This is a genomic window from Paenibacillus rhizoryzae (assembly GCF_059686995.1).
In genome coordinates this window covers 52,324-78,483 of sequence record NZ_JCAALT010000009.1, presented here as the reverse complement: position 1 = coordinate 78,483, position 26,160 = coordinate 52,324, and the positions used below count along the sequence as shown (strand labels likewise).

Annotated in this window: 29 protein-coding genes and 1 riboswitch; of the genes, 14 read left to right on the top strand and 15 right to left on the bottom strand. The window is 52.0% G+C overall.

The annotated features are described in order from the left end of the window. Positions 1-170: 170 nt before the first annotated feature. The 4 genes from AC6ESO_RS24325 to AC6ESO_RS24310 all read left to right on the top strand — a co-directional run bounded on the left by AC6ESO_RS24325 (position 171) and on the right by AC6ESO_RS24310 (position 3,765). On the top strand, positions 171-1,097 hold the full coding sequence (locus AC6ESO_RS24325) for an ABC transporter ATP-binding protein (protein ID WP_497093654.1): 927 nt from the start codon (positions 171-173) through the stop codon (positions 1,095-1,097). After that, positions 1,094-2,302 carry a DUF2705 family protein gene (locus tag AC6ESO_RS24320; protein WP_497093653.1) on the top strand — a complete coding sequence of 403 codons (1,209 nt, stop codon included), beginning with the start codon at positions 1,094-1,096 and terminating at the stop codon, positions 2,300-2,302. Before AC6ESO_RS24325 ends, AC6ESO_RS24320 begins: the two co-directional genes overlap by 4 nt. Positions 2,303-2,442: 140 nt before the next feature. Further along, positions 2,443-3,075 (top strand): DUF2306 domain-containing protein, encoded by a 633-nt coding sequence (locus tag AC6ESO_RS24315; RefSeq protein ID WP_497093652.1) that lies wholly within the window; start codon positions 2,443-2,445, stop codon positions 3,073-3,075. A 78-nt stretch (positions 3,076-3,153) separates the two neighbouring features. Next, positions 3,154-3,765, top strand: coding sequence for a DUF975 family protein (locus AC6ESO_RS24310; RefSeq protein WP_497093651.1), 612 nt, complete (start codon positions 3,154-3,156; stop codon positions 3,763-3,765). A 56-nt stretch (positions 3,766-3,821) separates the two neighbouring features. Here the strand turns inward: AC6ESO_RS24310 and AC6ESO_RS24305 are convergent, their stop codons facing one another. The 6 genes from AC6ESO_RS24305 to AC6ESO_RS24280 all read right to left on the bottom strand — a co-directional run bounded on the left by AC6ESO_RS24305 (position 3,822) and on the right by AC6ESO_RS24280 (position 10,470). Beyond that, on the bottom strand, positions 3,822-5,318 hold the full coding sequence (locus tag AC6ESO_RS24305; RefSeq protein WP_497093650.1) for a DHA2 family efflux MFS transporter permease subunit: 1,497 nt from the start codon (positions 5,316-5,318) through the stop codon (positions 3,822-3,824). Continuing rightward, positions 5,315-5,764, bottom strand: a complete 450-nt coding sequence (locus AC6ESO_RS24300; RefSeq protein ID WP_497093649.1) for a MarR family winged helix-turn-helix transcriptional regulator — start codon at positions 5,762-5,764, stop codon at positions 5,315-5,317. Before AC6ESO_RS24300 ends, AC6ESO_RS24305 begins: the two co-directional genes overlap by 4 nt. 232 nt (positions 5,765-5,996) lie before the next feature. Further along, positions 5,997-8,567 carry a bifunctional 2',3'-cyclic-nucleotide 2'-phosphodiesterase/3'-nucleotidase gene (locus tag AC6ESO_RS24295; RefSeq protein WP_497093648.1) on the bottom strand — a complete coding sequence of 857 codons (2,571 nt, stop codon included), beginning with the start codon at positions 8,565-8,567 and terminating at the stop codon, positions 5,997-5,999. A 167-nt stretch (positions 8,568-8,734) separates the two neighbouring features. After that, positions 8,735-9,358, bottom strand: a complete 624-nt coding sequence (locus AC6ESO_RS24290) for a TetR family transcriptional regulator (RefSeq protein ID WP_497093647.1) — start codon at positions 9,356-9,358, stop codon at positions 8,735-8,737. Further along, a complete protein-coding gene (locus AC6ESO_RS24285; RefSeq protein ID WP_497093646.1) occupies positions 9,351-9,857 on the bottom strand; it encodes a hypothetical protein in 507 nt (168 codons plus the stop codon). The genes AC6ESO_RS24290 and AC6ESO_RS24285 overlap by 8 nt, the downstream gene beginning before the upstream one ends. A 166-nt stretch (positions 9,858-10,023) precedes the next feature. Continuing rightward, entirely contained in the window at positions 10,024-10,470 is a 447-nt protein-coding gene (locus AC6ESO_RS24280; protein WP_497093645.1) for a VOC family protein, read from the bottom strand. A gap of 466 nt (positions 10,471-10,936) precedes the next feature. Between AC6ESO_RS24280 and AC6ESO_RS24275 the strand changes: the two genes are divergently transcribed. Continuing rightward, complete coding sequence (locus AC6ESO_RS24275; RefSeq protein ID WP_497093644.1) at positions 10,937-11,803, top strand: peptidoglycan-binding domain-containing protein; 867 nt, start codon at positions 10,937-10,939, stop codon at positions 11,801-11,803. 60 nt (positions 11,804-11,863) lie between these two features. Here AC6ESO_RS24275 and AC6ESO_RS24270 read toward each other — a convergent pair whose 3' ends face one another. Then, entirely contained in the window at positions 11,864-12,334 is a 471-nt protein-coding gene (locus AC6ESO_RS24270) for a DinB family protein (RefSeq protein WP_497093643.1), read from the bottom strand. Between the two features lie 19 nt (positions 12,335-12,353). Further along, positions 12,354-12,851: a HugZ family pyridoxamine 5'-phosphate oxidase gene (locus AC6ESO_RS24265; RefSeq protein WP_497093642.1), complete on the bottom strand. Its 498-nt coding sequence runs from the start codon at positions 12,849-12,851 to the stop codon at positions 12,354-12,356. 278 nt (positions 12,852-13,129) lie between these two features. Here AC6ESO_RS24265 and AC6ESO_RS24260 point away from each other — a divergent pair, with 278 nt between their 5' ends. Genes AC6ESO_RS24260 through AC6ESO_RS24240 form a run of 5 tightly spaced genes read left to right on the top strand, consistent with a single transcriptional unit; the run spans position 13,130 to position 16,058 of the window. Next, positions 13,130-13,555, top strand: coding sequence for a VOC family protein (locus tag AC6ESO_RS24260; RefSeq protein ID WP_497093641.1), 426 nt, complete (start codon positions 13,130-13,132; stop codon positions 13,553-13,555). 7 nt (positions 13,556-13,562) lie between these two features. Continuing rightward, positions 13,563-14,345, top strand: coding sequence for a sigma-70 family RNA polymerase sigma factor (locus AC6ESO_RS24255; protein ID WP_497093640.1), 783 nt, complete (start codon positions 13,563-13,565; stop codon positions 14,343-14,345). Next, a complete protein-coding gene (locus tag AC6ESO_RS24250; protein ID WP_497093639.1) occupies positions 14,338-14,715 on the top strand; it encodes a VOC family protein in 378 nt (125 codons plus the stop codon). Before AC6ESO_RS24255 ends, AC6ESO_RS24250 begins: the two co-directional genes overlap by 8 nt. Before the next feature lie 22 nt (positions 14,716-14,737). Further along, entirely contained in the window at positions 14,738-15,103 is a 366-nt protein-coding gene (locus AC6ESO_RS24245; protein WP_497093638.1) for a VOC family protein, read from the top strand. 28 nt (positions 15,104-15,131) lie between these two features. Beyond that, positions 15,132-16,058, top strand: a complete 927-nt coding sequence (locus tag AC6ESO_RS24240) for a DMT family transporter (RefSeq protein WP_497093637.1) — start codon at positions 15,132-15,134, stop codon at positions 16,056-16,058. A gap of 113 nt (positions 16,059-16,171) precedes the next feature. On the opposite strand, the gene AC6ESO_RS24235 is transcribed toward AC6ESO_RS24240, so the two are convergent. Continuing rightward, entirely contained in the window at positions 16,172-17,080 is a 909-nt protein-coding gene (locus tag AC6ESO_RS24235) for a nucleoside hydrolase (RefSeq protein ID WP_497093636.1), read from the bottom strand. A gap of 59 nt (positions 17,081-17,139) precedes the next feature. Here AC6ESO_RS24235 and AC6ESO_RS24230 point away from each other — a divergent pair, with 59 nt between their 5' ends. Continuing rightward, positions 17,140-18,333, top strand: a complete 1,194-nt coding sequence (locus AC6ESO_RS24230; protein ID WP_497093635.1) for an FAD-dependent monooxygenase — start codon at positions 17,140-17,142, stop codon at positions 18,331-18,333. Here AC6ESO_RS24230 and AC6ESO_RS24225 read toward each other — a convergent pair. From AC6ESO_RS24225 to AC6ESO_RS24210, 4 genes are all read right to left on the bottom strand, one after another. After that, positions 18,308-20,248 carry a dihydroorotate dehydrogenase gene (locus AC6ESO_RS24225; protein WP_497093634.1) on the bottom strand — a complete coding sequence of 647 codons (1,941 nt, stop codon included), beginning with the start codon at positions 20,246-20,248 and terminating at the stop codon, positions 18,308-18,310. The two genes, AC6ESO_RS24230 and AC6ESO_RS24225, sit on opposite strands and share 26 nt — an antisense overlap. Before the next feature lie 81 nt (positions 20,249-20,329). After that, the gene (locus tag AC6ESO_RS24220) at positions 20,330-21,028 is read right to left on the bottom strand and encodes a metal-dependent hydrolase (protein WP_497093633.1); all 699 of its coding nucleotides are present in this window, start codon (positions 21,026-21,028) and stop codon (positions 20,330-20,332) included. A gap of 182 nt (positions 21,029-21,210) precedes the next feature. Next, on the bottom strand, positions 21,211-21,819 hold the full coding sequence (locus AC6ESO_RS24215) for an isochorismatase family protein (protein ID WP_494821717.1): 609 nt from the start codon (positions 21,817-21,819) through the stop codon (positions 21,211-21,213). Positions 21,820-21,838: 19 nt separating this feature from the next. After that, positions 21,839-22,831 (bottom strand): ABC transporter substrate-binding protein, encoded by a 993-nt coding sequence (locus tag AC6ESO_RS24210; RefSeq protein WP_497093632.1) that lies wholly within the window; start codon positions 22,829-22,831, stop codon positions 21,839-21,841. A 51-nt stretch (positions 22,832-22,882) separates the two neighbouring features. Further along, positions 22,883-23,019, bottom strand: a riboswitch (guanidine-I (ykkC/yxkD leader). Positions 23,020-23,212: 193 nt separating this feature from the next. Here AC6ESO_RS24210 and AC6ESO_RS24205 point away from each other — a divergent pair. Further along, complete coding sequence (locus AC6ESO_RS24205; RefSeq protein WP_497093631.1) at positions 23,213-23,491, top strand: antibiotic biosynthesis monooxygenase family protein; 279 nt, start codon at positions 23,213-23,215, stop codon at positions 23,489-23,491. A gap of 58 nt (positions 23,492-23,549) precedes the next feature. On the opposite strand, the gene AC6ESO_RS24200 is transcribed toward AC6ESO_RS24205, so the two are convergent. Then, complete coding sequence (locus AC6ESO_RS24200) at positions 23,550-23,873, bottom strand: 2Fe-2S iron-sulfur cluster-binding protein (protein WP_210662789.1); 324 nt, start codon at positions 23,871-23,873, stop codon at positions 23,550-23,552. A gap of 166 nt (positions 23,874-24,039) precedes the next feature. Here AC6ESO_RS24200 and AC6ESO_RS24195 point away from each other — a divergent pair, with 166 nt between their 5' ends. Then, complete coding sequence (locus AC6ESO_RS24195; RefSeq protein WP_497093630.1) at positions 24,040-24,540, top strand: CYTH domain-containing protein; 501 nt, start codon at positions 24,040-24,042, stop codon at positions 24,538-24,540. Between the two features lie 32 nt (positions 24,541-24,572). Next, positions 24,573-25,232 (top strand): HD domain-containing protein, encoded by a 660-nt coding sequence (locus tag AC6ESO_RS24190; protein ID WP_497093629.1) that lies wholly within the window; start codon positions 24,573-24,575, stop codon positions 25,230-25,232. Between the two features lie 74 nt (positions 25,233-25,306). Here AC6ESO_RS24190 and AC6ESO_RS24185 read toward each other — a convergent pair whose 3' ends face one another. Further along, complete coding sequence (locus AC6ESO_RS24185) at positions 25,307-26,107, bottom strand: exodeoxyribonuclease III (protein WP_497093628.1); 801 nt, start codon at positions 26,105-26,107, stop codon at positions 25,307-25,309. Positions 26,108-26,160 lie beyond the last annotated feature (53 nt).

Here is a 26,160-nt window from a genome sequence, read left to right as displayed (position 1 = left end):
GTTCTCGGCCTTTTTGTGTAGGTTGAAGGTTGCTTCCTTCATCCTAGTCTGCGGTCTAGGAAGACTCTGGCCTACAGGCTATAGAATATGGGGGGATTTTCCGTTACGCTAAGAGGGCTGCATCACCTGCGCGGCGATAATGAACCCATTTTTCATTGGAGGTTGGAACGATGTCCGATGTGGTGCTATCGGTACAAGGATTAACGAAGCAGATCGGCGGAAAGACCCTGGTAGACGGTATTTCCTTCGATGTGCGTAAAGGCGAAATATTCGGCCTGCTCGGCCCGAACGGGGCAGGTAAAACGACAACGATTCGGATGCTCGTCGGTCTAGCCAAGCCGACCAGCGGCACAGTCACATTAAGCGGCTATGATATTGCGAGGGATCGCAGACAAGCGATGGAACGGATCGGTACGATCGTGGAGAATCCCGAGCTCTATCCCTATCTAACCGGCTACGAGAATTTGCGTCAATTCGCCAGGCTGTCAGGGGAGATCGATGAGAAGAAACTGTCCGAGACCATCCGTCTGGTCGGCCTGGAGGATCGCATCCATGATAAAGTCCGCCGTTACTCGCTTGGCATGAGACAGCGTCTCGGTCTTGCTCAGGCACTGCTCCATAGCCCCGCGCTGCTCATTCTCGATGAGCCGACGAACGGTCTGGACCCGAGCGGGATCCGCGAGTTCAGGGAGCTCCTCCTTGAATTGGTGAAGCAGGGCACAAGTATTCTCATCTCCAGCCATTTGCTAGCTGAGCTTGAGATGATCTGCAGCCGCGTCGGCGTTATTGATCACGGCAAATGGATTCGAACAGCGATGCTGTCGGAGCTCCGGGAGATGTCGGAGCAGCATCGCTTATCCATTGAAGTCGATAAGCCGCATGAGGCGCTGGAGCTTCTTCAAGCCACGCATGCGGAGCTGCAATTCGAGCTTGCGGGGAGTCATACGAATACGATCGACATTCACGGCAGGGTGGAGATACTCAATTCGCTGCTAAGTACGCTGATTCAGCATGATGTGCAGATCTTGAACATCGAGCGAACGCAACAAACACTCGAAGAAATCTTCTTAAGCATGACAGGAGGGACGCAGGTATGACCGAGCTATGGCGTATTTATCAGAATGAGTGGATCAAGCTGATCCGGCGCAGACGGTTTCTTGTCGTCCTGATTTTCGCAATCGCACTTGTTGGACTGTTTGTATCCGGAGCCTATGATAACTCCGAGCAAATAAAGCATGACGCCGATCCAGCGGTACAAGCACATCTGATGCAAGAGCAGATGGACCAGATGCAGATCGCGCTAGACACCGGTTCGGACTTATCGAAGGCGGAGAAGATTAGGCTTACTGAAGGCATTGACTCATTGAAGGCAGGCTTGGAGGAACTGAAGAAGCCGCAGCCGGACCGAACGGTATTTAACGCTGAAGAAACGGGGCAGTCAATTGACGCGCTGAAGAAACAGATTACTTTGTTGACGCCTGACAAGAAGGTCGAACTGGGTGAGCTTCAGTTGAGGATAGGGGAGCTGGAATATACGCTGGAGCATCAGCTTCCGATGAATGGTCCGGTTGGGATGACGACATGGAGTGCAATCGGCGACCAGCTCGACGTAGGAAGTCAGCTGTTCTTTCCGCTGCTGTGCGTGCTGCTTGTTGCTGATATGGTGTCAGGTGAACAGACCGGCGGCACGATCAAGCTCCTGCTGACTAGACCGGCTTCACGGGGGAAGATTCTTTTTGCAAAGTACTTGGTTGCAGTAAGTGCCTCCATCGTCGTTATCACGATTATGTTTGCCGTCTTGACGGGGCTGCTGATCGCGATGTTCGGAACCGGAGGCATGGATCAACCGGTCTCGGTAGGCGTTCGTTATATGGAAGTCACGCAGATGATGGGCGGCGAAATGAGAAATACGGTAGCCGCCGATCCGTCGACGCAAACCATTGTTTCCGCCATGGCGTTCAGCATTTATGCGATGTTATTGACGATCCTGGCGAGTGTGGCGATGTGTACGCTTGGATTCTTCTGTTCCGTGCTCGTTCGCTCGGCAACGGTGAGTACGGGCATTGCATTGGCCGCCACCATTATTGGCCCCATCGGTGTTCATGCTGTTAGCGGGGTCAAGTGGATGCAGTATTTTATCACCTCATGCTTTGGACTGCCTTACGCATGGTCGGGATCGCTGTCGATGCAATATGGATTCCCGGTCACGCTCAATAGCAACTTGCTTTCCCTTCTTGCATGGACCGTTGCATTGTATGCCATCGGCCATTATATCTTTACGAAGCGGGATGTTCTCGAATAATAACAACGTGAGGGCAGAGCCGGATGGACTCCAAGTGGAGGACGTCCGGTTTTTGTTTTTAGTCTTTTTTTAGAAATCCTTTACGGTTTCCATAGAATGAACAGGTACAATGAAAAGAAAACGTGGGTGGCGTGGTAGTTGTGAGGACGAAGAGGCTATGGTGGATTGTGCTTGTTGTTTCGCTTGGGGTGATGATTCCGTTCATGCTCCCTTATTTGACCTTTGATCCGGATAGCAGCCGTATAACCGTCTCCTCCGTGAACATTCAGTATCCGGCGCTTGTTGCGCATATCTCCTTTGCGTTTATCGCCCTGCTGACGGGATGGATTCAATTCGTAGGACGTATACGCAATCGGTATCCTCGCGTGCACCGTCTATTGGGACGTGTGTACGTCGGCTGTGTCTTTCTAAGCGGGAGTTTATCGCTGGTGGTTACTCTGTATGTAGAGAATTTTACAGTAGCGGTTTCCTTCCTCATGCTGATCTTCCTCTGGCTGTTTACGAGCTGGAAAGGGTACCGTACGGCAGTACTTCGGAGGTTTGACGAGCATCGCAAATGGATGATTCGCAGTTACGGGGTCACATTGGTGGCCGTGTGCGCGCGCTTGGTGGTTCCGATTTTGCTCCTAACCTATGGTGTGCTGAACGGGTTTTCTCTACCGGCGGGCAGGGAAGGGATGATTGAGGCGGTATTGAGTGTGAATATTTGGACGGCAATCATCATCGATCTGATTATTGTTGAATGGGTAATGGTAGCCAAACAATGGAAATAAAGTGGTTGTGAAGTCCCGGCTCGGCAAGGTAAGATAGGATTGCAAGCCACTATTGGATATCAGGGGGAAATTCCGCGCATGCTCACTCGTCCTCAAATTCGTGCCAGAGCAAGACAAAGCTTATCAGGGAACTGGAAACCGGCTGTTCTGCATTTCTTAATGTTCGTGATTATTTCGATTATCGTTAGTACGGTCACCAATAAAATTAATTATATTGGATGGATAATCAGTATCCTAATGGAAGCTCCGTTAACGTATGGAATCTATAACCACTACTTGGATTATGCTCGGGGGAATGTGCCTGAAGCTGCCGGTGTTCTTAGAGGATTTGAGCGGTATAGAGATTCGCTTGTGCTTTATGTCGTCATGTCGATCTTTACCTTGCTTTGGACGCTGCTGTTCATCGTACCGGGTATCATCGCGGCGATCCGCTACTCGCAGTCCTATTATATTTTGCGCGATAATCCGGGCATGGCGCCTACGGAAGCGATTAACCGCAGTAAGGCCATGATGGCGGGGAACAAATGGAGATTGTTTGTGCTCTACTTATCCTTCTTCGGTTGGTTTCTGTTGTGCATTCCAACGCTTGGTGTTGGCTTCCTCTGGTTAGGACCGTATTTCAGCACATCGATGGCTCATTTCTATGAGGATCTGCGTTTCGGCAGGCAAGAAGACCATATCGTCGCCTAATAGGGCAATAAAGAAGGCCGGGATCTCCGTAAGCGGAGAATTCCCGGCCTTTTGTATTATTCCACATCAGCAAAATCAGTGAAGTCCGTGCGTGCGGGTGCAGGCTCTTCATGCGGCTTCACCTTGCGGATGAAGAACGCCAGTACGAGCGCGGCCACCGTTAGCCAAGTAGCAACGACGAAGGAGTGGTTAATACCGTAGATCATGGCGGTTTGCGTGATTTCCGCCATTTTGGTCTGGTCGGTCGTATCGACTTTACCCGCTATGATCAGTTCCTTGGCGTGAGAAGCTGTCTTGTTCGTCATAAGCGTGACCAGAATCGCGGTGCCGAGTGCACCGGAGACGTTACGAAGCGTCTGCGACATGGCTGAACCATGTGCGTTCAGACGGCGCGGCAGCTGATTCATACCGGCGGTCTGGATCGGCATCATGAGCATCGACATCCCGAACATCCGCAGCGTATAGATCAGCATCATATGATTATAAGTGGAGTCTGCCGTCAAATGGCTGAATTCATACGTGGTGATCGTCGTAATGATGAGACCGACTACAGCCAGCCAGCGAGCGCCGACTTTATCGAAGATCATCCCCGTAATCGGGGACATAATCCCCATTAGAATGGCTCCCGGCAGCAGCAGCAGCCCGGAGTCCAGCGGTGAGAAGCCGCGGATGTTCTGCAGGAAGATCGGAAGCAGAATCATACCGGAGAACATCGCCATCGTGATAATGGCGTTGATCAGTGTCGTCAAAGAGAACATCGGATATTTGAATACGTTCAGATCAAGCAATGGCTTCTCGGCCGTGAGCGACCGGATAATGAAGAGCAATAAGGATAACCCGCCGAGTGCAAGGCAGACGATTACGGTTGTGCTGCTCCAGCCGGCAGAGCCGGCGTCACTAAAGCCGTACAAGAGTCCGCCGAAACCGATGGTGGAAAGGATAACCCCAAGGATATCGAGCTTTGGAAGACTGGTTTTGATAACATCCTTCATGAAGATAGCGCCGATAATAACGGCCAAGATGGCAAGAGGCATGATGATGTAGAACAGGACATGCCAGTCGTAATGCTCGACGACCCAACCGGACATCGTTGGACCAATAGCCGGCGCGAAAATCATGGCGATCCCCATCATACCCATCGCTTTGCCGCGTTCTTCTACAGGGAAGATCGTAAGAATGACAACAGACATGAGCGGCATTAGGATACCGGCACCGACAGCTTGCACAAGGCGCCCGGAGAGCAGAATGCCAAAGTCGCCGGAGAAGGCGCAAATGATCGTCCCGATGGCGAACAGGGATGAAGCCACCAGGAACAGCTTTCGCGTGGAGAAACGGTTGAACAAGAAGGCGCTGATCGGTACGAGAACGCCGTTTACGAGCATATAGCCGTTGGACAGCCACTGAATGGTGCTCTCGTTGACGTCGAGATCCGCCATCATTTTGGGCAAGGCGACATTCAATACGGTTTGGCTAAGCAACGCTACGAATGCCGCAAGGAGCAGGGAGGCCATAATCGGGCCTTTGCGTAGAGTTGAACTTATCATGCTGGTCATATAGCACCATCCTCTTTCACTTTTCTTAAGATGCCTAAAATTTCGGTTTGAATACGAAGGAGCTGCCGCTGGTCATCATCGGACAAACCAAGAAGAGGCTGGAACATCATTGTGCGCGTATCGTTCGATTCTTCCCATAACGCATTTCCTTTATCGGTAAGCGTCAGCGTCATGGCCCGGCGATCCGACTCCGTCCGTTCGCGGCACACGAGTTCATCTCGCACCATCCGATCGATAATACCGCTGGTCGTGCTGCTGCCAAGGCTTAACTTCTCGGCCAGCTCCGACAGTTTGATCTCCGGGTACTCCCTCAAGATGCGGATGACGATGAGCTGCAGCGGTGTAAGCTGATGCTGCTGCGCCACTTTCTTCATCACCTGGAAGAAGGCCTGATTCACTTCGCGATAGCTATGGAAAATTTCAAGTATTCGCTGTTGTTCGTTCAAGTGGGCTACCTCCTAAGCGGATTGCAGCATTCCGCAAATTACTTCGTATACGAAATTTCGCATACGAAGTATTATGCTCCGATTTTTCGTATATGTCAATTTTGATATATGAAATAGAAAAAGGTACCTGATTAGGGTACCCTGTTTTAAGAAATAGGGCTCAAAAAAAAGACCCGCAAGAGGTCACTTGAAAACAAGTGTCCGTCCTGCGGGCCTTATGTTCTAACAATGCTTATTTTGCTGCGCTTGTCATAAGCAGATCAATAACTTTAGCTGCTTCCGCGCGCGTCGATGTAGCCTTTGGAACAAAGGTATTGTTGCCGCGGCCATTCATAATGCCTTTGCCGGTTACTGCATCGATGCTGGCTTTCGCCCAAGGGCTGATCATGCCGCTGTCTGTGAACTCAACGGCAGCCGCAGTTGCAGCTTCCGCTGCTTGAAGATCCAGCGCGTTCTTAGCCATCACAGCCATTTGCTCACGTGTGATGCTTGCCGTTGGAGCAAACAGATCGCTGCTGATGCCTTTAACCAAGCCGTTGCCGTAAGCTGCTGCTACTGCGTCAGCGTACCAGCTGCCAGCCGGAACGTCTTTGAACGTTGCTGTAGTAGCAGTCGGTTTAAGACCCAGTGCTTTTACAAGCATGCTCGCAAACTCAGCGCGCGTCACTTGTGCGTTCGGATCAAAGTCAGTCTCGTTCTTGCCTTGTACGATTTGTTTAGCCGCCAGACGCTGAATCGATGGGTAAGCCCAGTGCGAAGCAGGCACGTCACGGAACGACTTGTTCAAGTTGATCGAGAAGATACCGAAGCCTTTGTCATCTGTTTTGTCCAAGTAACGGATGTTGCTCGTTGCTTTCGCATAACCTTCAGCCTTCGGAGACGAAGCGAACGTTACATTCACATCGCCGAAGATTGGCGCGATGGACCAGTTATTGTCGATCGATGGGTTAATCTCTTTATTTTCCGTGATGTAATCCATCAGAATTTGACGGTTCTCTTCGGTGGAATCAATGATGTACTTGCTTCCTTTAACGCCTGGGAAGTTACCGCCGCCGCTTGCGCGGTAGTTGTTCGTTACTACGATAAAGTCTTGGTTCGGATCAATTGCCTTACCTTTGTATTTCAGGTTGATGATACGGCTGGAATCCTCATTGCTGATCGTTCCGTCTACTTTATACTTAGCCGGTTTCGTAACATCGACTTGATACGTTACACCGTCAATGACGTCAAAGTTGTACACCGGGAATCCCGCGTTGAGCAAAGCTTGCTCTTCTTTGACAGTCGGATCGATCTGATTGAACTTGCCTGCCGACATTTCAAGCCATTCTTTCACAACAGAGCCTTTAACCAGAATCGCCTTCATCGTGTTGTCATAAAGATAGAGGTCACCCGCGCTCTTAATCGCAAGAGGACCGGTTTTGATTTCGGTATATTCCTCTACGCCATTGCGGCCTGCTTTAAACGGAGCGCCAACCGACAGAATCGGCGTATCTTTGTATTGCGGCAAATTGTCTTTTACGTATTTCTCGACATACCATTTTTGCGCGTTCGTTACAATTTGAACAGATGGATCATCTTGAACGAGGGCAAAATAGCTGTGAATCGGCGAAGTCGTTGTCCCGATTGGGTTGTTCGCATATTGAATAGTCGCATCATGATCAGCTTTAACAGCTGCTACAATGGCAGGATCTTCTTCGACAAGCGATTTCTTCGCTACTTTGTCATAGATGAATTTCGTGGAGGACTGGGATGCCGCCACTTTCCACTTGCCGTCTTGCTTCTCGAGCGTAAGGTCGATTACGCCCAGGTCGCTGCCGCCGTAACCGGCTTGAACCGCAGGTACGCCGTTGATTGTGCCTTTCGCGTTGTCTATGCCAGGCAATACTTTGCCCGAAGCATCTTTGAACAGCGCATCAAGGGACTTCTCGTCAACTGCCGGGAATACTTTATGCGTGTGCGAGAACGTGATCGCATCAATGCCAGGCACTTTGCTTAGCGGCAATACGGCATCTTCAGCTTTCACATGGGCTTGAGCGCTGCCGTTAAAGCCTGTATGCGCCATGGCGATAATGATATCCGCGCCTTCGGCTTTCATAACGGGAATGAATTTCTCAGCGGTTTCCACAATATCTTTCGTGATGACATTGCCTTCAAGCGAAGCTTTGTCCCAGTCCATAATTTGCGGCGGTACAAAACCGATGACGCCGATCTTGAGCGTTTGCTCTTGTCCGGATTCGTCTTTGTACTTTTTCTCAATGATCTTGTACGGCTCGAATTTGTTTACATCATTGTCAGGGTTATTATCCTTATCATCTACATAGACGTTAGCGGAGATGTAAGGGAAGTTAGCGCCTTTGATCGCTTGGTTCAGATAATCAAGGCCGTAGTTGAACTCATGGTTGCCAAGCGTGGCTACATCGTAGCCCATGAGATTCATCGCTTTGTAAACGGGGTGAATCTCGCCTGCTTTCAGTGGAGCCACTTTCGCTTTGTACGTGCCGAGCGGCGTGCCTTGAATCAGGTCTCCGTTATCGACCAAAAACGTATTCGGGGATTGTTCACGAACTTGTTTGACGAGGTTCGCCGTTCTGGCTAAACCTACGGTTGGAGCTGCAGCATCCTTGTAGTAATCATAGGACATCAGATTCGTATGAATGTCCGTTGTCTCCATAATGCTAAGCTTCAATGTCGAGCTGCCATCAGCCTCTGCGGAAACAATTCCGCTCATTGGCACTGCAAGCAATCCTACTGCTAATGTAGTTGCAACCCATTTGCGAGCTCGTTTATTTTCTCTGTTTCTCATGCTGCTCCACTCCCCAAATAAAAGTTTGTTCAAAAAAAATTGAACGAATTTTGAACCTCTCTTATCTTAGTTGAAGTAACTTTAAAAGGCCAGCGTTAAAAAATGTATCCGATTGATGCTGAGGACATGAAAAATGGCTGAACCCCGCAGGGGTTCAGCCATTTTATTTACGTAGAAGCGAGAATTGCGCGTTCGAAGGTACTCACAAGCTCGGCACTGAACGTTTCCATGTCCACTTGCGCAATAAGACTTCCATTGGCCAGATACTCGCTGATAGCGCCTTGAATGGTGCTCGCCATGATGAGGATGTTGAACGCGCAGAATTCACCTGCTGCTTGGCCATCGTGCAAAATCTGCTTGAGCTGAGCAAGGATGGGATCATCCTCATCGTCGCCAAGCTTGTAGTACGGCACATTATCGGGTGTCCGAGCGTGGAAGACGATTTCAATCAGCGCCGTATTATGTTTGGGCCGAGTGCCTTGATAGGCGATGCTGGCGTTAATATGGGCACGAAGCTTCTCGGTGGCCGTAGCTGCGGTAGCGGTTCTCTCCAGCACATAGGAGGAGGATTCCTGAACAAGCATGAGCAGCGTATGGTCCATCAGATCATTCTTATCTTTAAAATGGTACGAAATGAGCGCCGTGCTGATGCCGGCTCTCTTAGCGATTTGGGCGAGGCTTGCGTTCACATAACCGATCTCATCGAGTGTTGTGATGGCCGCATTCATGATCTGCGACCGTCTGGCTTCGGTTATAAACGATTGCTTCTCGCCCTCTTTACGATCAGTCATCTTTGTTCTCCTTCGGGGGTTGAGGTTTGGTTTTAGCATGGGTACGAATGATGATAAGTGTGATGATGACCAAGATAAGCGCAAGATTAAGGAGTAATTTACCGGATGAAATTTCCAGGTCCGTGAAAAAATCAACAATCGATCCATCCAGCAATCTGCGAGCGACCGTGCCGATGAACACAACGATGACAATCAACAAGCGCAGCGCGAGTGTAATAGGAAGGACCGCAATCGCAAGCTCCAGCACATCGCGGCCGGCGGCTTTGCGTCTGAACAGCATCACTGCTGCAAGCCAGCTCAATGCGCCTCCCAGCAGAAATGCTATCGGGGTGATCCACTGATACCAATCGAAGTCCGGGGAACCCCAAGAATTGCGGAAAAGCAGCCAAGTGGCCAGCGGAAAAGCAATTCCGGCCAACACGCCGAGCCAACCAAGCGTGGTTAAGGGGAGTGATCTCCAGCCGGTAACGGATGAGGTTTCGTTGACAGGATCGTTCATGGACATTCTCCTTTAATTATACGGTTTTATAATAATTTGATCATTTAGTCGAAAAATTGATTAATTAATCAAATTTTAAAAGAAACCCGTTTAAATGTCAATTAGATCCATGGAAATAGAAAAAGCCGGGCTGCCTCTCTTCACGAGAAGCGCCCGGCTTTCTTGTTTATGAACGATCTGCCAGCGTGGCTCCCCACGCAGTAGGATCCACGTCTTGGACATGCTGCGAGAATTGCCATAAGTGATTTTCGTTATCCACCACCGAATAATGCCGCTCCCCATACTCCGTTTCGAAGAGCTCCTCAACGATCTGTGCCCCAGCCGATTTGGAGTGGTTATAGTGGGCCTCGACGTCACTCACGAAGATCATTAACGACTGTGTCGTTGCACTGAGCTTGGCAGGACTAGCCGTTAGCTGGCCAAGGCTCTTCAGCATTACCCACACTTCGCCGAGGTAGATCATCGCGCCATGGAGCTGCCCATCCGGGAGCTCGAAGCGGTAGTGCTCATGGAAACCAAAGGTTTGGCTTAACCATGTCAGCGCTTCTGCAACATTCTCGTAGTAAAGGTGAGGCAATACGTGATTAACGGGAACGGAACGATTACGGATCATAAACGGTTTTCCTCCTTAAAGGTGTTGATTTGCGGGCGCAAAAATAACTGCATGATTCAAGGAAGCGATGGAAATAATGTGCGAGAAAATCGTAAGCGAGAGGGGCAAGGTGATTGGATTCGGATGTTATTGTCCATTATGTAGCGCCTGATGCGGGCGAATATATCGCTTTGCGATTGGCTGCCGGGTTGAGTCCGAAGGACGAGCAGCAGCAAGTATTGCGCTGAAAAATTCGATTTATGTGAGCTTGCTCGCCGATGTACCGGCAGACAGATTATACCAGAAATTCGGTTTTGCATATACGGCTCCTAAATCAGTGGTATGTTTAAGAAATTTCCGCTCTAAACATCGCTACGGAGCCGGCAAACCTTTACTGCGAAGAAGCATAATGGAAAATAGGTATTGGGTATAGTAAGGGCTGTGGCAAATCATGCTCACTACATCCAAAAGGAAGGTGTCTTGTTACATGGAGGCAAATAAACGTTCTCATGGATCTAAAGGTAAATCCTTGAGATCGGCTGCTAAGTATCTTGGATCATTTTTGTTGGTGTTAACCCTTCTTATTGGTGCGCCAAATGTCGGCTCGGCGATTGGTAAAGGGGCACGGGGGCCGGATGTTTACGTTATTCAAGGGATGCTGAAATCGTTAGGCAGCTACTCCGGGCCGATCGATGGACGTTACAATGCGCTGACGGTTCGCGGTGTCAAATATTATCAGAAGTCGCACGGCTTGCCGATGACCGGCAACGTAGATAAACGTACGCTGAAGTCGATGGTTTACGCTTACGACGCTAAGAAGTCAGGCGTGAAGATGAAGGCGAAGAGCAGAGGCATGGGCAAAGGTATCGGTAAAGGCGCTAAACGTATTCGTGGCGGCGGCGGTGCAGGCGGTGGCGCAGGCGGCGGTGTAGGCGGTGGCGCAGGCGGCGGTGTAGGTGGTGGCGCAGGCGGCGGTGTAGGTGGTGGCGCAGGCGGCGGTGTAGGTGGTGGCGCAGGCGGTGGCGCAGGCGGCGGTGCAGGCGGCGGCACAGGCGGCGGTCAAGGCGGCGGCATGGGCGAAGGCCAAGGCGGCGGCATGGGCGGTGACCAAGGCGGCGGTGTAGAGCAAAAACAAGAGCAAGGCACCGAGCAAGGACAAGAAAAAGGCCAAGTAGAAGAGAAGTCGCAGCAAGAAGGTCCTGAGAAACAAGGCAAGGATAACGGTGGTTCGCAAGGTGGAAGCCAAGGCGGCAACCAAAGCAATCAAGACAACCAAAACAATCAAGGCAGCAAAGATAATCAAGACAGCAAAGATAATCAAGACAATACAGATAACAAGAGCAAGGATCACTAAGCTCGGCTGAACAAGATAAAGGCAGGGCCTCATTTACGAGGTCCTGCCTTCTTTAATGTATTACTGCGCTGACGATGGTTGCGGTGCATGTTTACGGATAAGCCCGATTTGTCCCGCGTGCAGACCCGTATGATAGATGGCACGGCCGAGCGCTTCGCGCGGCGAGGACGGTCCGATCTTCGATTCGACGATCGAATCCCAAGCATCATCGCTAAGCTGTTTCATCGCTTCCGTTAGAAAAGCGTCTGCTGCAGCAGAGAATGCAACAAGCTCTTGCAGCGTTAGGGCATGCTCATTCTGAGCGCCGCCTTGACCGCTCGCTATGTATTCCGTTCCTTCTGGCACAGTTGCGCCGAAGAACCACTCCGCGAACATATATTCCACCTCGGCGTTATGCCGAATCATATGACCAATAGAAGAGGATTCTGAAGTCATTGCCAGACGAAGCTCTTCTTCTTTCAATCCTTGCGCCATTTTCTGAAACCGATCACGGACAACGCGCCAAATTGGACCAACCGCTTCATAACTCATGTTTGCACCGTCCTCATTTTTATTTATCTTTGCGATCCACGAGAACATGCTCGAAACGGTCTCCGGCCAGATCGACATCGAACGCTTGTCCGAAGCCAACGACATAACGGCCTGCCGATGGTGTCAGCTCGAACAGGGAGAAGTCGAGGCCGCGCAGCATAGTCATCATTTTGTCGCCAAACTTTTCGTCGAATGCGGCGAAGATCGCTTCATACCCTTCGTTGCCGAGGTTTTGCGATTCGCATACCCAGCGAGCGCGCTCACGCGCAAAGGCATTCGGCGTAGCCGACTCATCATGGATCAACATCACGTGAATTCGCTCGTTATTCTCTACAAAACGGTAGTGATCGGAGATACGGCTGATGTAGATGTACAGCTTGCCGTCTACTTTAACGAATGGCGCATAGCTGATGAAAGGCGTGCCTTCGGCATCTAGCGTGCTGAGAATAAGCGATTTGCGGCTTTCAATAAAGTCGATGTACTTCGCGCGTGATTCTTCGATGTTGGGCTGTTTCATAGAAGTGCCTCCCTGTAATGGATAGTAGTCGATGGCTATGAAGCAGTTTAAATTGCTGTTCATCTGCGTACATGGGAACAATGCGTCCACTGTATTAATTGGTAGTGATAATCATTATCAATAGAGTTTATATTATAACAGCTTATGTCAATATTCAATAGATTCGCTGAAAATGATAGCGATTATCATCTAGAAAAATATTATTTTGACCCCGTATCTGCGCGCCTTCCGACCACGTTATGATAGGTGTAGTGAATTTCCAATTGGGAGGGAGCCTCATGCGACGAAGTGTAAGTAGGATTAGCGGTATCTTTATTCCTGTAACGGATATGCAGCGCTCCACGGACTGGTACATAAGGATGTTTGATCTGGAGACGATTGATCTATCGGACTGCTGCACAGGGCTCGCTTTTCCGGGTGAGGCTACGTTTATTAATCTCTGGAAAGTAGAACAGCCTGTGCCTACGCAGTTCGATGCGGGAGGAGGCGTGCGGATTCCGTATTACAATTTGGAGTCCTTTGATATTGAGTACACCCACGCTTCCCTTCGCGAGAAAGGGGCCGAAGTGCTGCCGATTGAGCATGATGCGAGCGGGACGCGCTTCTTCGATTGTCTGGATCCGGACGGCAACCTTATCGGCATTGTAGAAGATTTGCCGATTTCGGCTTACTATTCGCACAAACAGAAGTACAACAACGGATGACCGGACCATGAAAGCCTACAACGACGAAACGTTCGAGAAGCAGACGACGCCCTATCAATCGGAGCTGCTCGGCTATTGCTGCAAATTAGCCGGGTCGGCCTGGGATGGCGAGGATTTGTACCAAGAGGTGATGCTCAAAGCCTATCGCAGATTCAGCCGCTGGCCGGAGCGCGAGCTGAGCAAGCCATATCTGTACCGCATCGCCGCGAATGCGTGGTTTGATAGCTGCCGCCGCCGCAAAATCGCCTTCATGCCGGAGCTGCTAACCGACTATAACAACTTGGCTTATACCGAATGGAACCGACATGACGTACGAGAGTCGCTTGAATATTTAATGGACGCGCTGGAGCCGAGGCAGGTCGTTCTGATTCTGCTGACGGATGTGTTCGGCTTCTCCCCGACAGAAACCAGCCAGGCGCTGGCGCAGCCGGTAACCGCGATCAAGGCTGTGCTTCACCGAGCGCGTGCGAGGCTGAAGAAAGCGGCCGAGCGGCAGCTTCACTGGCTGGAGGAAGCTGATTCTCCGAAGGAGAAGACGATGCGTCGGCAGTCCGGCAAGGAGCTGTTCGAATCCTTCGTGAACGCGTTTCGCGAAGCGGATATGGCAGCGATGTTCCGCAGCTACCGAGAGCTGTCCGGGTCTGGTATCACGATCGACCGGGTCTCGGTGGTCCGCGGGCAGGCTTGGTTTTATTTTAAAGATCCCGATGGGAATGTCCTGATGGTGTCGACGCCTTTCAGATCCAATCAACCCAATCCATCCGAGCAGGAGGAATCAAGAGATGAGTAAACCGTCTTTATTTGGCGTAGGTATTTTTGTCCCGGTAAGCGATTTGGAGCGTTCTACCAAGTGGTATTCGGAGGTGCTGGGCTTCGAGATTACAGGCAGAGACGAACCCAAGGCAACCGTTATGATGATGAATGACTATCGCATCATGTTCTGTCTCGTGAAGTCGCATAACATCGTGCAGCATGCGTTTCCGCAGAACGATTATGAGGTGGAGCAATATTTTAATTTTCACACGGACGATGTGGAAGAGGCCTACCGAAACTTGAAGGACAAGGGAGCTAACATCGGCGAGATCATCCATTATGATGACGGCATTACCGGCTTCCCGCTGTACGATCCGGACGGCAATAAATACGGGGTTGTCAAATAATCAGGCGAGGTGGATGAAGCAGATGAAGCCATTGATTAAGCATGATATTATCGGGGTCATGCACTATGTACGGGACTTGGAGTGTGCGGCAAAATGGTACTGCGACACGCTCGGATTTACAATAACGGCCCATGACTACCGTTCGTTCGTTGAGCTTGCAATTGATGGTCGTTACGTCATGCATTTGCTACAATCAGAAGGTGAAGCCGGGCCGGTATCACAGGCGCCATTCACGTTTGATACGGATGATATTAAACTGGCGCATCAACGGTTAGCCGAGCTTGGCGTGAGTCCGGAGCCTATTCGGGAATACAGCGACCATGTTTGTTTTACCTTCAAGGATTGCGAAGGCAATGCGCTGATGATCTGCCGATTCGATCGCCGTTAAGGAACGCGTGGAGTGAGGAGTAGACAGGATGCAAGCTAGTCAGACGAAGTCGGAATTATCGCAGAGCCCTTATGTGCTCATGCCGATTTTGCTGCTGCTCTGGGGTTCGGTTGCGGCAGTGAGCAAGCTGGTGCTGGGCCAATTGGACAGCTACCAGGTGTTATTTTATATGAATGGAATCGGAGTTGTCGTGTTCGCGGGCATCGTCTTGTATAAAGTGCGATGGAGAACGCTGCATATATGGTCATGGCGTCAAACGGCGCTTATTGTATCCTGCGGGTTGTTCGCGTTCTTGTATGATGCGCTTTACCTGCAGGCGCTTGATCGCATTCCGGCGGTCGAAGCTTCCATGCTGAATTATCTGTTCCCCATCTTTATTGTCATCTTCGCAATCCCCATCCATAAGGAGAAAATGAATCGTTACAAGCTGCTCTCCGTCGTAATGGGCTTTGCGGGGACGCTGCTGCTCATGACAAAAGGGGATATGGCATCGCTAAAGCTGACTAATTTGACCGGCGATGCGCTGGCGATTCTGGCAGCGGTCAGCTGGGGACTGTTCACCAATCTGGTGAAGAGAAACAAGAAGGATATGCTGATCAGCACCTTCTTGATCACGGTTGTAGCATTCGTGCTGTCTGCAGGCGGTTTGCTGGTGTATTCGAGCCTAACGCTGCCGCGGCTTGTAGATTTCGGCGGTGTGTTCTGGTTAAGCATGTGCAACATCGTGCTCGGCTTCTTCCTCTATTTTCGGGCGCTGCGCTATTCGCCGGCCTCGCTCATTGCTAGCTTTACCTTCTTCACTCCGTTCGTGACGCTGCTGTTTATCGTGCTGCTGCTCGACGAGCGGCTGACGTTGATGGACGGTCTGGCTGCGCTGCTTATTCTGTCCAGTGTTCCGGTGCAGAAGCTGGGGAGCGTGCTTGGGGCAGGGGAGAAGAAAGTAGGCTCGATGTAGCTCCCATGGGGATCTTCTTAGGCAAATGCCTACGGATTTGGGACCTGTTACTAGCATGAAAGAAGCCTCCTAATCGCGTTGCTGCGGTTAAGAGGCTTCTATTGCGTGCTGGGTTAGAGAGGGCGGCTCTGGAGGCCGGTCATGGAGAAATAATGCTCGAAAAATCGCTCGCGCTCGACGGTTGCCGCCATTTCATGGATTCCTTCGGTGCTGCCTGCTTGGAAGGCCATTTGGCCGAACGTGTCCGTGTGGGTATAGTCTACTTCAACGGAGCCGCGTTGGTATGTGCATAGTTGGGGTTCGAATAAACAGGCTGCGGCTAGCGGATCATGAAAGGTCATCGCATGCTGCTCCAGCCAGGGGGAGCCGAAGTCCTCTACGGCCCGCATGACCGGCGCCGCGAATAAGTCCGCTTTCTCGTTCCGCCCAAGGACAAGCTGCGATGTCACATTCAATCCGAACGTGCGATGTATCGCCACCCGCGTATTATACACGATGGCGCAGGCATGCGGGTCCATCCAGGAATTCCAATTGGCCATTGGCATATCCGGCCCGGCCTCGAGCTCCTCGGAGAATACGCCGCTCATGATGTAAAGCCCCTTCAGCAGCTTCGGGATCTCGGGGTCGAGCAGAAAAAGCAGCGCGATATTGGTCAGGTGGCCTACGGCTAACAGCATGATTTCATGGGGATGCTCGTGGATGGCGGCGCGCATGGCGTCAACGGCTTGGCTTGCTTTGAAATGTGTTTCATGCGGCCAATTGGGCAGCTTCGATGCACCGTCCGGTGTGGGATAGACGCTGCTCGGCATGATTGGATTGTCCGCACCGGCGTACACGGGGATGCTTCGATCGGCTGCTTTGCAGATGGCATCCGCAACCATGGCTCGTTTCTCGACCTCGCCGCCTACCGTTGAAATGCCAACAAGCTCACAATTCGGTTGGCCCAGCAGATACGCTAAACAAAGCGCATCGTCGATGTCGCCGCCAATGTCGGTGTCGAGCCAAACTTTAAGGGTAGTCATCGTCATTCCTCCTTGGGTATGATGGAACCAGTGATAGGAGAAGAGCGGGGGATGCAGGGATGAACAACGTGTACAAGCGTCAAGCCATTGTAATTGGAGCCGGTATTGGCGGATTATGTTCAGCTCTGGCGCTGCAGCAGCGCGGGTGGCAGGTGACGGTGTATGACAAAGCTGTCGCCCTCCGGGAAGCGGGAGCGGGCATCGTGCTTGCAGCCAATGCGATGAAGGCGCTGGATCTGTTAGGTGTTGGCGTGCGTGTTAGAGAAGCAGGCGCCCCGGTCATTCAAGCGGACATTCGGACATGGGACGGCAAGCTGATTACGAGCCTACCTGCTGCGAAGCAAGCGGCGAAATATGGCACGCACAGCTATGTCATTCATAGAGCGGAGCTGCAATCCATTCTCCTGCAAGCAGTTATGGCGAAATCCAAGGTGTACACCGGGAAGCAGTGGATTCGCGGCGAACAGACGGACGATGGCGTTACGGCTGTGTTTGACGATGGGACTTGCGAGAAGGCTGAGCTTGTTATCGGAGCTGACGGCATTCATTCTGCGATTCGAGAGCAATTATTCGGCGCAAGTCCCCTCCGGTATTCCGGCTATACTGCGCTTAGAGGTGTATGTACATTGGCAGATGTACCGATCGGCGCGGCGGATGGCGGCGGATTTGAGGCATTGGGCCAGGGCCGAAGGTTCGGATTCTCCAGTCTGGGCAACGGCCGCGTGTTCTGGTTTGCGGCGATTAATGCGCCGGAAGGAACCGTGCTGCCGACGACGGAGCGACAATCCGCGCTGCTGGACTTGTTTCGCGGCTGGTACAAGCCGGTTGTCGATGCCATTGAGGCGACAGATCCCGCGACGATTCTGGCCCATGACATCGTAGATCGAGCTCCGCTGGCTCGGTGGAGCTCCGGCCGCGTGACGCTGCTCGGCGATGCAGCGCATCCGATGCTGCCTAATCTGGGGCAGGGCGGCGCGCAGGCTATCGAAGATGCCATAGTGCTGGCGCGGTGCTTGGAGCAGGCGGCTGGGACGGCGTCAGTGCGTGTGGATGTGCCTGCTGCACTGCGGGCTTACGAGAAGGAGCGCATGGCGCGAGCCTATAGAATCGTTCGCATGTCACACTCCATGGGGAGAATGGTGCAGCTGGAGAATCCGCTGCTTATCCGCTGTCGGAATACGATTACGGCCGCGATGTCCGGAGCTGCTTATATGAAGCGGTTTGATTCTATCGTTGGTTATGTCGTGCGCTGAGCGGTGATTGCGTCAGATAAGGATAAAGTAATATTAGGCCGACTATATAGAGCAATAAGGCGAAGAAAGCAGGCGACAAGTGAACGAAGTCCGTGTAGCCAATATGCCAATGAACGGAGAAGGCAGCGAAGAATGCCGGAGTTCCGCCAATTAGAAATGTCCACCACAGCCAGCGTTCTCCTTGCTGTATTCCCCATAATGCCATCGTGAGCAGCGCCAGTGCATCAGAGAAGAGTGCTCCGCCGAACCCGGCACGGTCATGGGCGATGAGCGGAATGAGCCGCGGATTCATGGCCGCAATTTGCTCGGATGTGAGCCCCATGTAGGCTAGATCCTGCGGCACGAACACGCGAGTTACTCCGAATCCGGAGATGGTGATACTGCCGATTACGAGCGCGAAACCAAGCACCACCATGCAGAATTGCCCCCACATGGCTCGCTTCCACACCCGGTCGCTGCGTAAGTTGACGGGATTGCGAAACGGTTGGACGGGGTTAGCGCGCATACTCAGCAGAAACATAGGGAGAAGAATGAGTGCGACGACCGCATGCAGCGGATCGAAGTAGCCGTAGCCCAGATAGAGAAAGAAGCTGGCGAAACCGGTAATACCGGATACGAGCAATGCGGTTCTTGCCCAGTGCATCCCGTGCCGCAGTCCGTGTCTGCCAAGCTGATAATAGAGTACGCCGATGGAAATCATCGTACCGGCAAGCGTAATGCGGTCATGCGACATGAAGTGAAGCAGGCGGTGATTCAAATGATGCAGCATGTCACGATTGATACCGAGGTACGCTTTGTCATAAGGAAGCAGCACCGTTGTGGTTGCTATTATCCAGGCAAGCAGGCCGCCGATGATCATCCCGATGCCGAGCAAGCACATCCAGCCCCAGTGGCGCCAGAAAGATTCGGGCTTAGGCTCAGGAAGCTGCCGGACGCGCTCATACAGGATCGCTTCGTTGACCCGTTTGGGCAATCCGGGTCCGGTATCGATGAGCCCGCCATGCAGCAGGATGTAGTCGGCGCCAGCGGCCATGAAGTCCAAGGCATCCTTCGGGTCATAGACGCCGCAGGATGCTTTGAGCACGAAGTGCTGCGGGCCCAACCGGCGAAGCAGGGTAAGCTTCGCGGTGCAAGACTGCTTATCTGCAGGCTTGACCGTGAACCCGCCGTCACTTGCAAGGGCTTCGCCCACAACGGCGCCGCTCCACGCTGCGAAATCAATGGAATCGAGCACGAGTTGAATCGTGTCATCTGCTGCGTCATGCGGGATATAAAGGAACAAGCGGTTGTCCGCAGCCGCTTCGGATGCCGCGATCAGTTGGAGCAGAGAGATCATGCGTTCAATTGATGCCGGCTGCTGCAGAATATCAAGATAAAAGCCTGCCGCGCCGGCCTTTCGCAGCTGCCCGATCATGGTCAGCAGCTGATCGAGCGACTGCTCCGGCGTACTCCCCGGCAGCGGCAGCAGTCTTGCAAACTGCGGCAGCTTGTGGCCGGGTTTCGCAATCCGCGATGCTGCTTGGGCTGCGCCGTCATTGTCTGCATAGGACGGATAGGTAATGCTTCGCTCCTCTTGATTGAGCTGAATGGGCGCTGCGGTTGCAGCATGAAGGGGTACGGTCGTAATCGGTCCGATCTCCATAAATCCCAGCCCGAACTGCGCCACAGCCCGATGGGCGGTGCCCGAAGGATCAACCGTGCCTGACAGTCCGACAGGCGTGGTGAAATCGACGCCGCTTGTATGGCTGCGGAGTAGAGGAGCGGGTTCCATATGCCCCAGCGTGCGAATGACGAAGGAACCCAGCGGCAGGCGGCTCAAGGTGCCGATAGCGCCAAGAGTGACGGAGCGAGCAAGCCGATTCGGAAGCCGCCGCAGCAGAGGACGAAATAACGTTTGATACGACCAATCCGGCATACGCTCACTCCCCTATAATTGTAATGATAAAAGGTACCTGCTACCGCACATATGCGCCGCGCGCCAAGCTAAAACCCGGAACTACCGGCCTTCTACCTCAAGCTCGTCACCCGGTGCCATAACGCGGCCTTTGAGTCCGTTTTCCTCAAGCTGCTGCACGAACTTCTCCGCGTCCTGCTTGATAGGCGGGAATGTGCTGTGGTGGATCGGCACGGTCAGCTTCGCGTTATACCATTTTGCGGCTTGAAGCGCATCTTCCGGGCCCATTGTATAGTGGTCACCGATCGGCACGAAAGCGACGTCGATGTCATAGCGGTCTCCGATCAGCTTCATATCGCCGAATAGCGATGTGTCTCCCGCATGCAGAATGGTGAGGCCTTCCGCGAATACGAGGAATCCGGCAGGCATACCCGCGTACATGATTTGTTTCGTTTCCATATCGACGATGCCGGAGCTGTGAAATGCCTGAATCATTTTCGCTTGCGCGAATCCGAGATCGACCGTTCCGCCCATATTCATTCCGATTGTTTTTGCGCCTTGCCAGGACATATAGGTAGCAAGCTCGACAATGGATACAATCGGTGCATCGTTGGCAATCGCGACCGGAGCGGCATCCAGAATGTGATCTTGATGGGCATGAGTCAGCAGCACAGCGTCGGTTTTCAGCGCTTCCGGTTTCATGACAGCAACAGGGTTGCCGCTAAGGAATGGATCAATAACAAGGGATTTATCGCCGGTGCTGATTTGGAGGCAAGCATGGCCATGGAAATGGATTTTCATCTAATAGATCGCTCCTTCGATTCAATAATTGGTACATCTTCCATAGTGCCAGATTATGGAGCTGGAAGCAATTTGAAGGCAGGGGAGTGCGGCCGCTTTTACAAGAAGCTAATAAATACAGAGAGCGGCTCAGCCGCAATAATAAAAGCCCTGCCTCAATGGAGGCAGGGCATCTGATTTGGTTAAACCGTCACTCGCTGCTCCAGCAATGAGATAATCTCGGCAGAGTTGGTTTTCGATGCGGTTTGCAGGTACTCGATTGCATTTAGCGAGGCTTGATGCGCTTCGGGACTGGACCCTCTGACGCAGTCATGGAGCACGCGAACATAATAATCATGCTGATGCGCGTCGGCGCAGGTGTAATGCACGCAAACATCCGTTAGGAAGCCGGTAACAAGCAGCGTCTCCACCTTCAGTCCCTTCAGCAGAATATTGAGATCGGTGGAGAAGAAACAACTGTAGCGGCGCTTGCCGATGGAATACTCGCCCTTGGCAGGCTTCAAATAATCAAGAAATTCAACATCCTCAGACCCTTCCAAACAGTGGATATCCTCAACGCCCTCCAGCTCTCTGCCGAAATCAATCAGATCGACGCGATGCAGCTCTTGGAAGAAAATAACCGGAATGCCAGCCTGCCGCGCTGTTTCCAGTACCTTTCCGATATTGTCGACGGCCGTCTGCGCATCGAAGATCGGAATAGGCGTTTTCTCAGGCGGAAGCAAGGAACCCTTGGTCACATCAATAATTAATAGCGCGGCTTTTCCGACGATGGTATCGATTTTCTTCTTCATGGGCAATCACTCCTACTGATTATTTGAATAAAAAGGAATCCAGAATGTCGTCCGCTTTGACTTCCTTGTCGATCAGCTTGCGTTCGAAGAAGAAGGAGGAGTACTCTTCGGTCCGGGCTTTAAGCGTGCTGTCTTTGCCCGTCAACATCGCTTTGACTTCATCTTGCTTCAGCAGTTTGACGCCGCCCATCATGGCAATGACTTCATCTTTGGTCGTTTCCAGCTTCTTGGCCGCAATGTCGGCAGCCTCGTCGGTGTTGGAATAATAGAAAGCCGTGCCTTTATCGATCGCGGCAACCAGGTTGCGAAGTGCCTGTTCATGATTGTCGATCATCGCTTGAGGAGTCATGACACCATCGACAATAAGATCAGGTGCATCCTTAGTGGAGTAGAGCAGGTTACCGCCTCCTGTTAAGGCTTCGGAGAGATAGGGCTCCCAGGTTACGGCTGCGTCGACTTGCCCGGCGATAAACAGCGGTCCGGTTTGTTCAGGAGAGACGTTGGATAATTTCACATCCTTCTCACTTAACCCGGCAAGCTGCAGCGCATGATTGAGCAGAAAATGGTTCACCGTTCCGATCGTTGCCGCCACGGTCTTCCCTTTGAGGTCCGCGATCGTTTTAATATCCTTCGAAGCGACGATGCCGTCTGCCCCCATGGATAGATCCGTAAAGCTGAATACCTTCAAATTCTGGTCCTTCAGCTCATTGGTCTTCACCATCACGGCCGTATCTAGCGTTGTGAGAGCCACATCCACGTTGCCGCTGATTAAGGCTTGCGTTGCTTCGGTAGGGCTTGGGAATTGAATAAGTTCAACCTTCAAGCCGGCTTCCCCGAAGAAACCTTTGCTTTCGGCGACAAACAGTCCCGCACTTCCGACCCAGAGGTTGTAAGCGACCCGCAGCGTAATATCATCTTTCTCCGAACCGGATGTGGATGTGCTGCAAGCGGAAAGCGTTAGGGCAGACGTCAGCATGATCATGAGCAGCAGAAGCGGTAATTTCGTTCTCATCTCAAACCCTCCTCTAAACTAAATAAAACCCGGGAGAATAGATGGTATCTACTCTCCCGGGTTTTTATCCCTCCGTGTAGCTGATGCAGCATCAGCCGCTTTCTCTCGGACCTGGCCCAATCCAATTGTTAGGTTATATGACGTTATACCTGAACATTTAGCATGGCGGAACCCTAGAAAGCTGTTGCTATGTAGTTGTTAGTTTGAATTGTAGCCTACGGACGATTTATGTGTCAATAAAGATTACATATAATTCACGAATTATTAAATTTACTGACATAAGTAACACGAATCTAACATAAACACTCCGGTCGAAGTGACAACAACAGACAACTCCACTACAATATAGACAAAATAAGCCTATAAGGAGGCGCAACGTTCATGTTCGTTCATATGTCGATCCACCATCCAAAGCCGGGTAAAAGTGAGGATCTAATTGCTTCCATGCACCGTTTCGGAAGCGCGCTTGAAGGAGCAGTCGGTTTAAGAGAGGTGCACACGCTGCAGGACAGCCGTACCGGCAAGCTAATCGGTTTGGCGATTTGGGAGTCCGAGGAAGCGTTCCGGACAGGGGTGAGTGCTGCGCGTTCGGCCGTTGAGAAAGATCCGTTCGAGGATTGGGAGGACGCGTCGGAAGGGTTTTGGCTCAGCAAGGTATAGCTTGGGGAATAGAAATGGCGGCGCCGGACTCGAGGCACCGCCATTTCTGCATGTCGGATTAATCCTGCGGACGCGTACCCGGCTCTAAACCTGTCGAAGCAGCGGTTTTGAGCGGATTCACGGTGAGATCGCCATGCACCCGAATTTGGCAGGAGAGGCGGACATTCGGTTCTGTGATCCCTTTTGCCTGACGAACGGCCGCTTCGGCTTCGCCCATTTCCCCGGCATCCCCGGCTAATACCTCCACGCTGCAGGTGGTGCACTTCGCATTGCCGCCGCAGCGGTGCAGAATATCAATCCCATTGTCTTCGAGCACGAGGACAAGCTTTTTGCCTTCCTCTGCTTCGAATGTACCTCTTCCTTGAACTTGAACAGTTGGCATCGTAATCCCTCCTTCCTTCATCGTTGCCATATTGCCGCCTGTTATACGGAGGAGTGAGCGCATAAGCATTTGCTTATTTTTGCAGAACGTATAACATAGTTACACGCGGACAGCTATACTAGTCGTATTGGATTCCAAGCAGTCTACCCCGTAAGGAGATGTCGTTATGCCTTTAGAAATTGAACGCAAGTTTTTGTTGACCGAATTCCCGGAGAGGCTTATTGGCACCGGCGAGTTGCTGAGGGTGTCGGAGCATCGGATCGAGCAGACTTATCTGGCACTTGATGGCCCGCAGGAGCTGAGAGTCCGCAGAATTGTTGATCTCGCTACGGATGAGGTGAGCTACACGCATACCTTCAAATCCGGCCATGGTTTGGCGCGTGAAGAGGTCGAATACAGCATCTCGCAAGGGATTTACGAACAGGTTATCCAAGCCTTCGGGGCTGTTCCCCTGACGAAGAACCGCATCACCGCACATTGGGGCGATAGAGTGGTGGAGATTGATATCTATGATCAAATCCAGCTGATGGTGCTCGAGGTAGAGTTTGATTCCGAAGAGGCAGCTGTCGCGTTTGAACCTCCGGCGTGGTTCGGCAAGGATATCAGCACAGAGAAGCAGTACAGCAATAAGAAGGTTTGGCGCGAGCTGCAAGAACGCAGCAACTAATAACGAAGTCGTGAAAAAAGGTGGTTGTGAACATGCAGCGCCAACTTGGCGAGAAGCAGCACGTAATTGAAGAAGCGGAACGGTTCGCACGAGCTGAGCTGGAGCATGATGCCACCGGCCATGATTGGTGGCATGTGCACCGCGTCGTGCAGATGGCAGAGCGGCTCGCCCTTCGGGAAGGTGCGGATGCGGAGATCTGCATTATTGCCGCGCTGCTGCACGATGTGGCAGACGAGAAGCTCAACGAGTCTAAGGAAAGCGGACTGCGTAAGGTGAGCAGCTGGCTGGCGAGCCAGACGCTGACAGAGGCGGAGCAGGCGCACATCATGGAGATCATCGCCACGATGTCGTTTAATGGCGGTGCGAACCCGCCGATGCGGACGCTGGAGGGACAAGTGGTGCAGGATGCGGATCGGCTCGATGCGATCGGCGCCATTGCGATTGCACGATGTTTTCTCTATGCGGGCTGGAAGGGAGATCCCATCTATGACCCGAAGCTGCAGCCGCGCGATGAGATGAGTCCCGGTGAATATCGCAGTGGGAAAAGCACGGCGATCAATCATTTTCACGAGAAGCTCCTGAAGCTGAAGGACAGAATCAACACGGTCTCGGCCAAAGAAATTGCCGAGGAACGTCATCAGTACATGGCGGAATATGTGGAACGGTTCATGCAGGAGTGGAATGGGAAGTAGTGTGCCGCTGCAAAACGTGTTACTACAAAGAAAGCCGAGCATACTCCATGTTGGAGAATGCTCGGCTTTTTCGATTATTCCGCTGTTGCTGCTGCCTCTGCTTCTGCTGTAACGCTGCTTAGTTCGCCTGTTGTCAGCACAACCGGGCAATGGTCGCTGCCCATGATGTGGCAGTCGATTTGCGCATTGGTCAGTGCTGGCGCAAGTCTGGAGGAAACTAGGAAATAGTCAATCCGCCACCCCACGTTCCGCTCTCTGACCTTCGGCATGTAGGACCACCATGAGTACACATCAGCGAGGTCCGGATAGAAATAGCGGAAGGAGTCGGTAAAGCCGGACGCGAGCAGGTCGGTCATTTTGCCGCGTTCTTCGAGTGTGAAGCCTGAGTTGCCCATATTGGGCTTCGGATGCTTCAAGTCGATCTCTTCATGGGCGACATTCAGGTCGCCGCAGACGATGACCGGCTTCTTCGCATCGAGCTCCAGCAGATAGTTCCGGAACCGATCCTCCCACTCCATTCTGTAATCGAGCCGTGCCAGATCGCGTTTGGCATTCGGCGTGTACACCGTGACAAGATAGAAATCATCCAATTCCAGCGTAATAAGGCGGCCTTCGGGCTCATAATCCTCTTCCATACCATAGCGCACGGATAGCGGTTTGATTTTCGTAAAAACAGCCGTACCGGAATAGCCCTTCTTCTCCGCATAGTTCCAGTAGCTCTCGTACTCGTCACCAAGCTCAAGCTCGATTTGGCCCGCCTGCAGCTTCGTCTCCTGCAAGCAGAAAATATCCGCATTCATCTCCGTAAAATAATCCATAAACCCTTTGTTCACACAGGCGCGCAGCCCGTTTACATTCCATGAGACCAATTTCATCGGTTCGTTCTTCTCCTTGCTGCTTATCGAATGAATTACTACCAGTTTAGCAC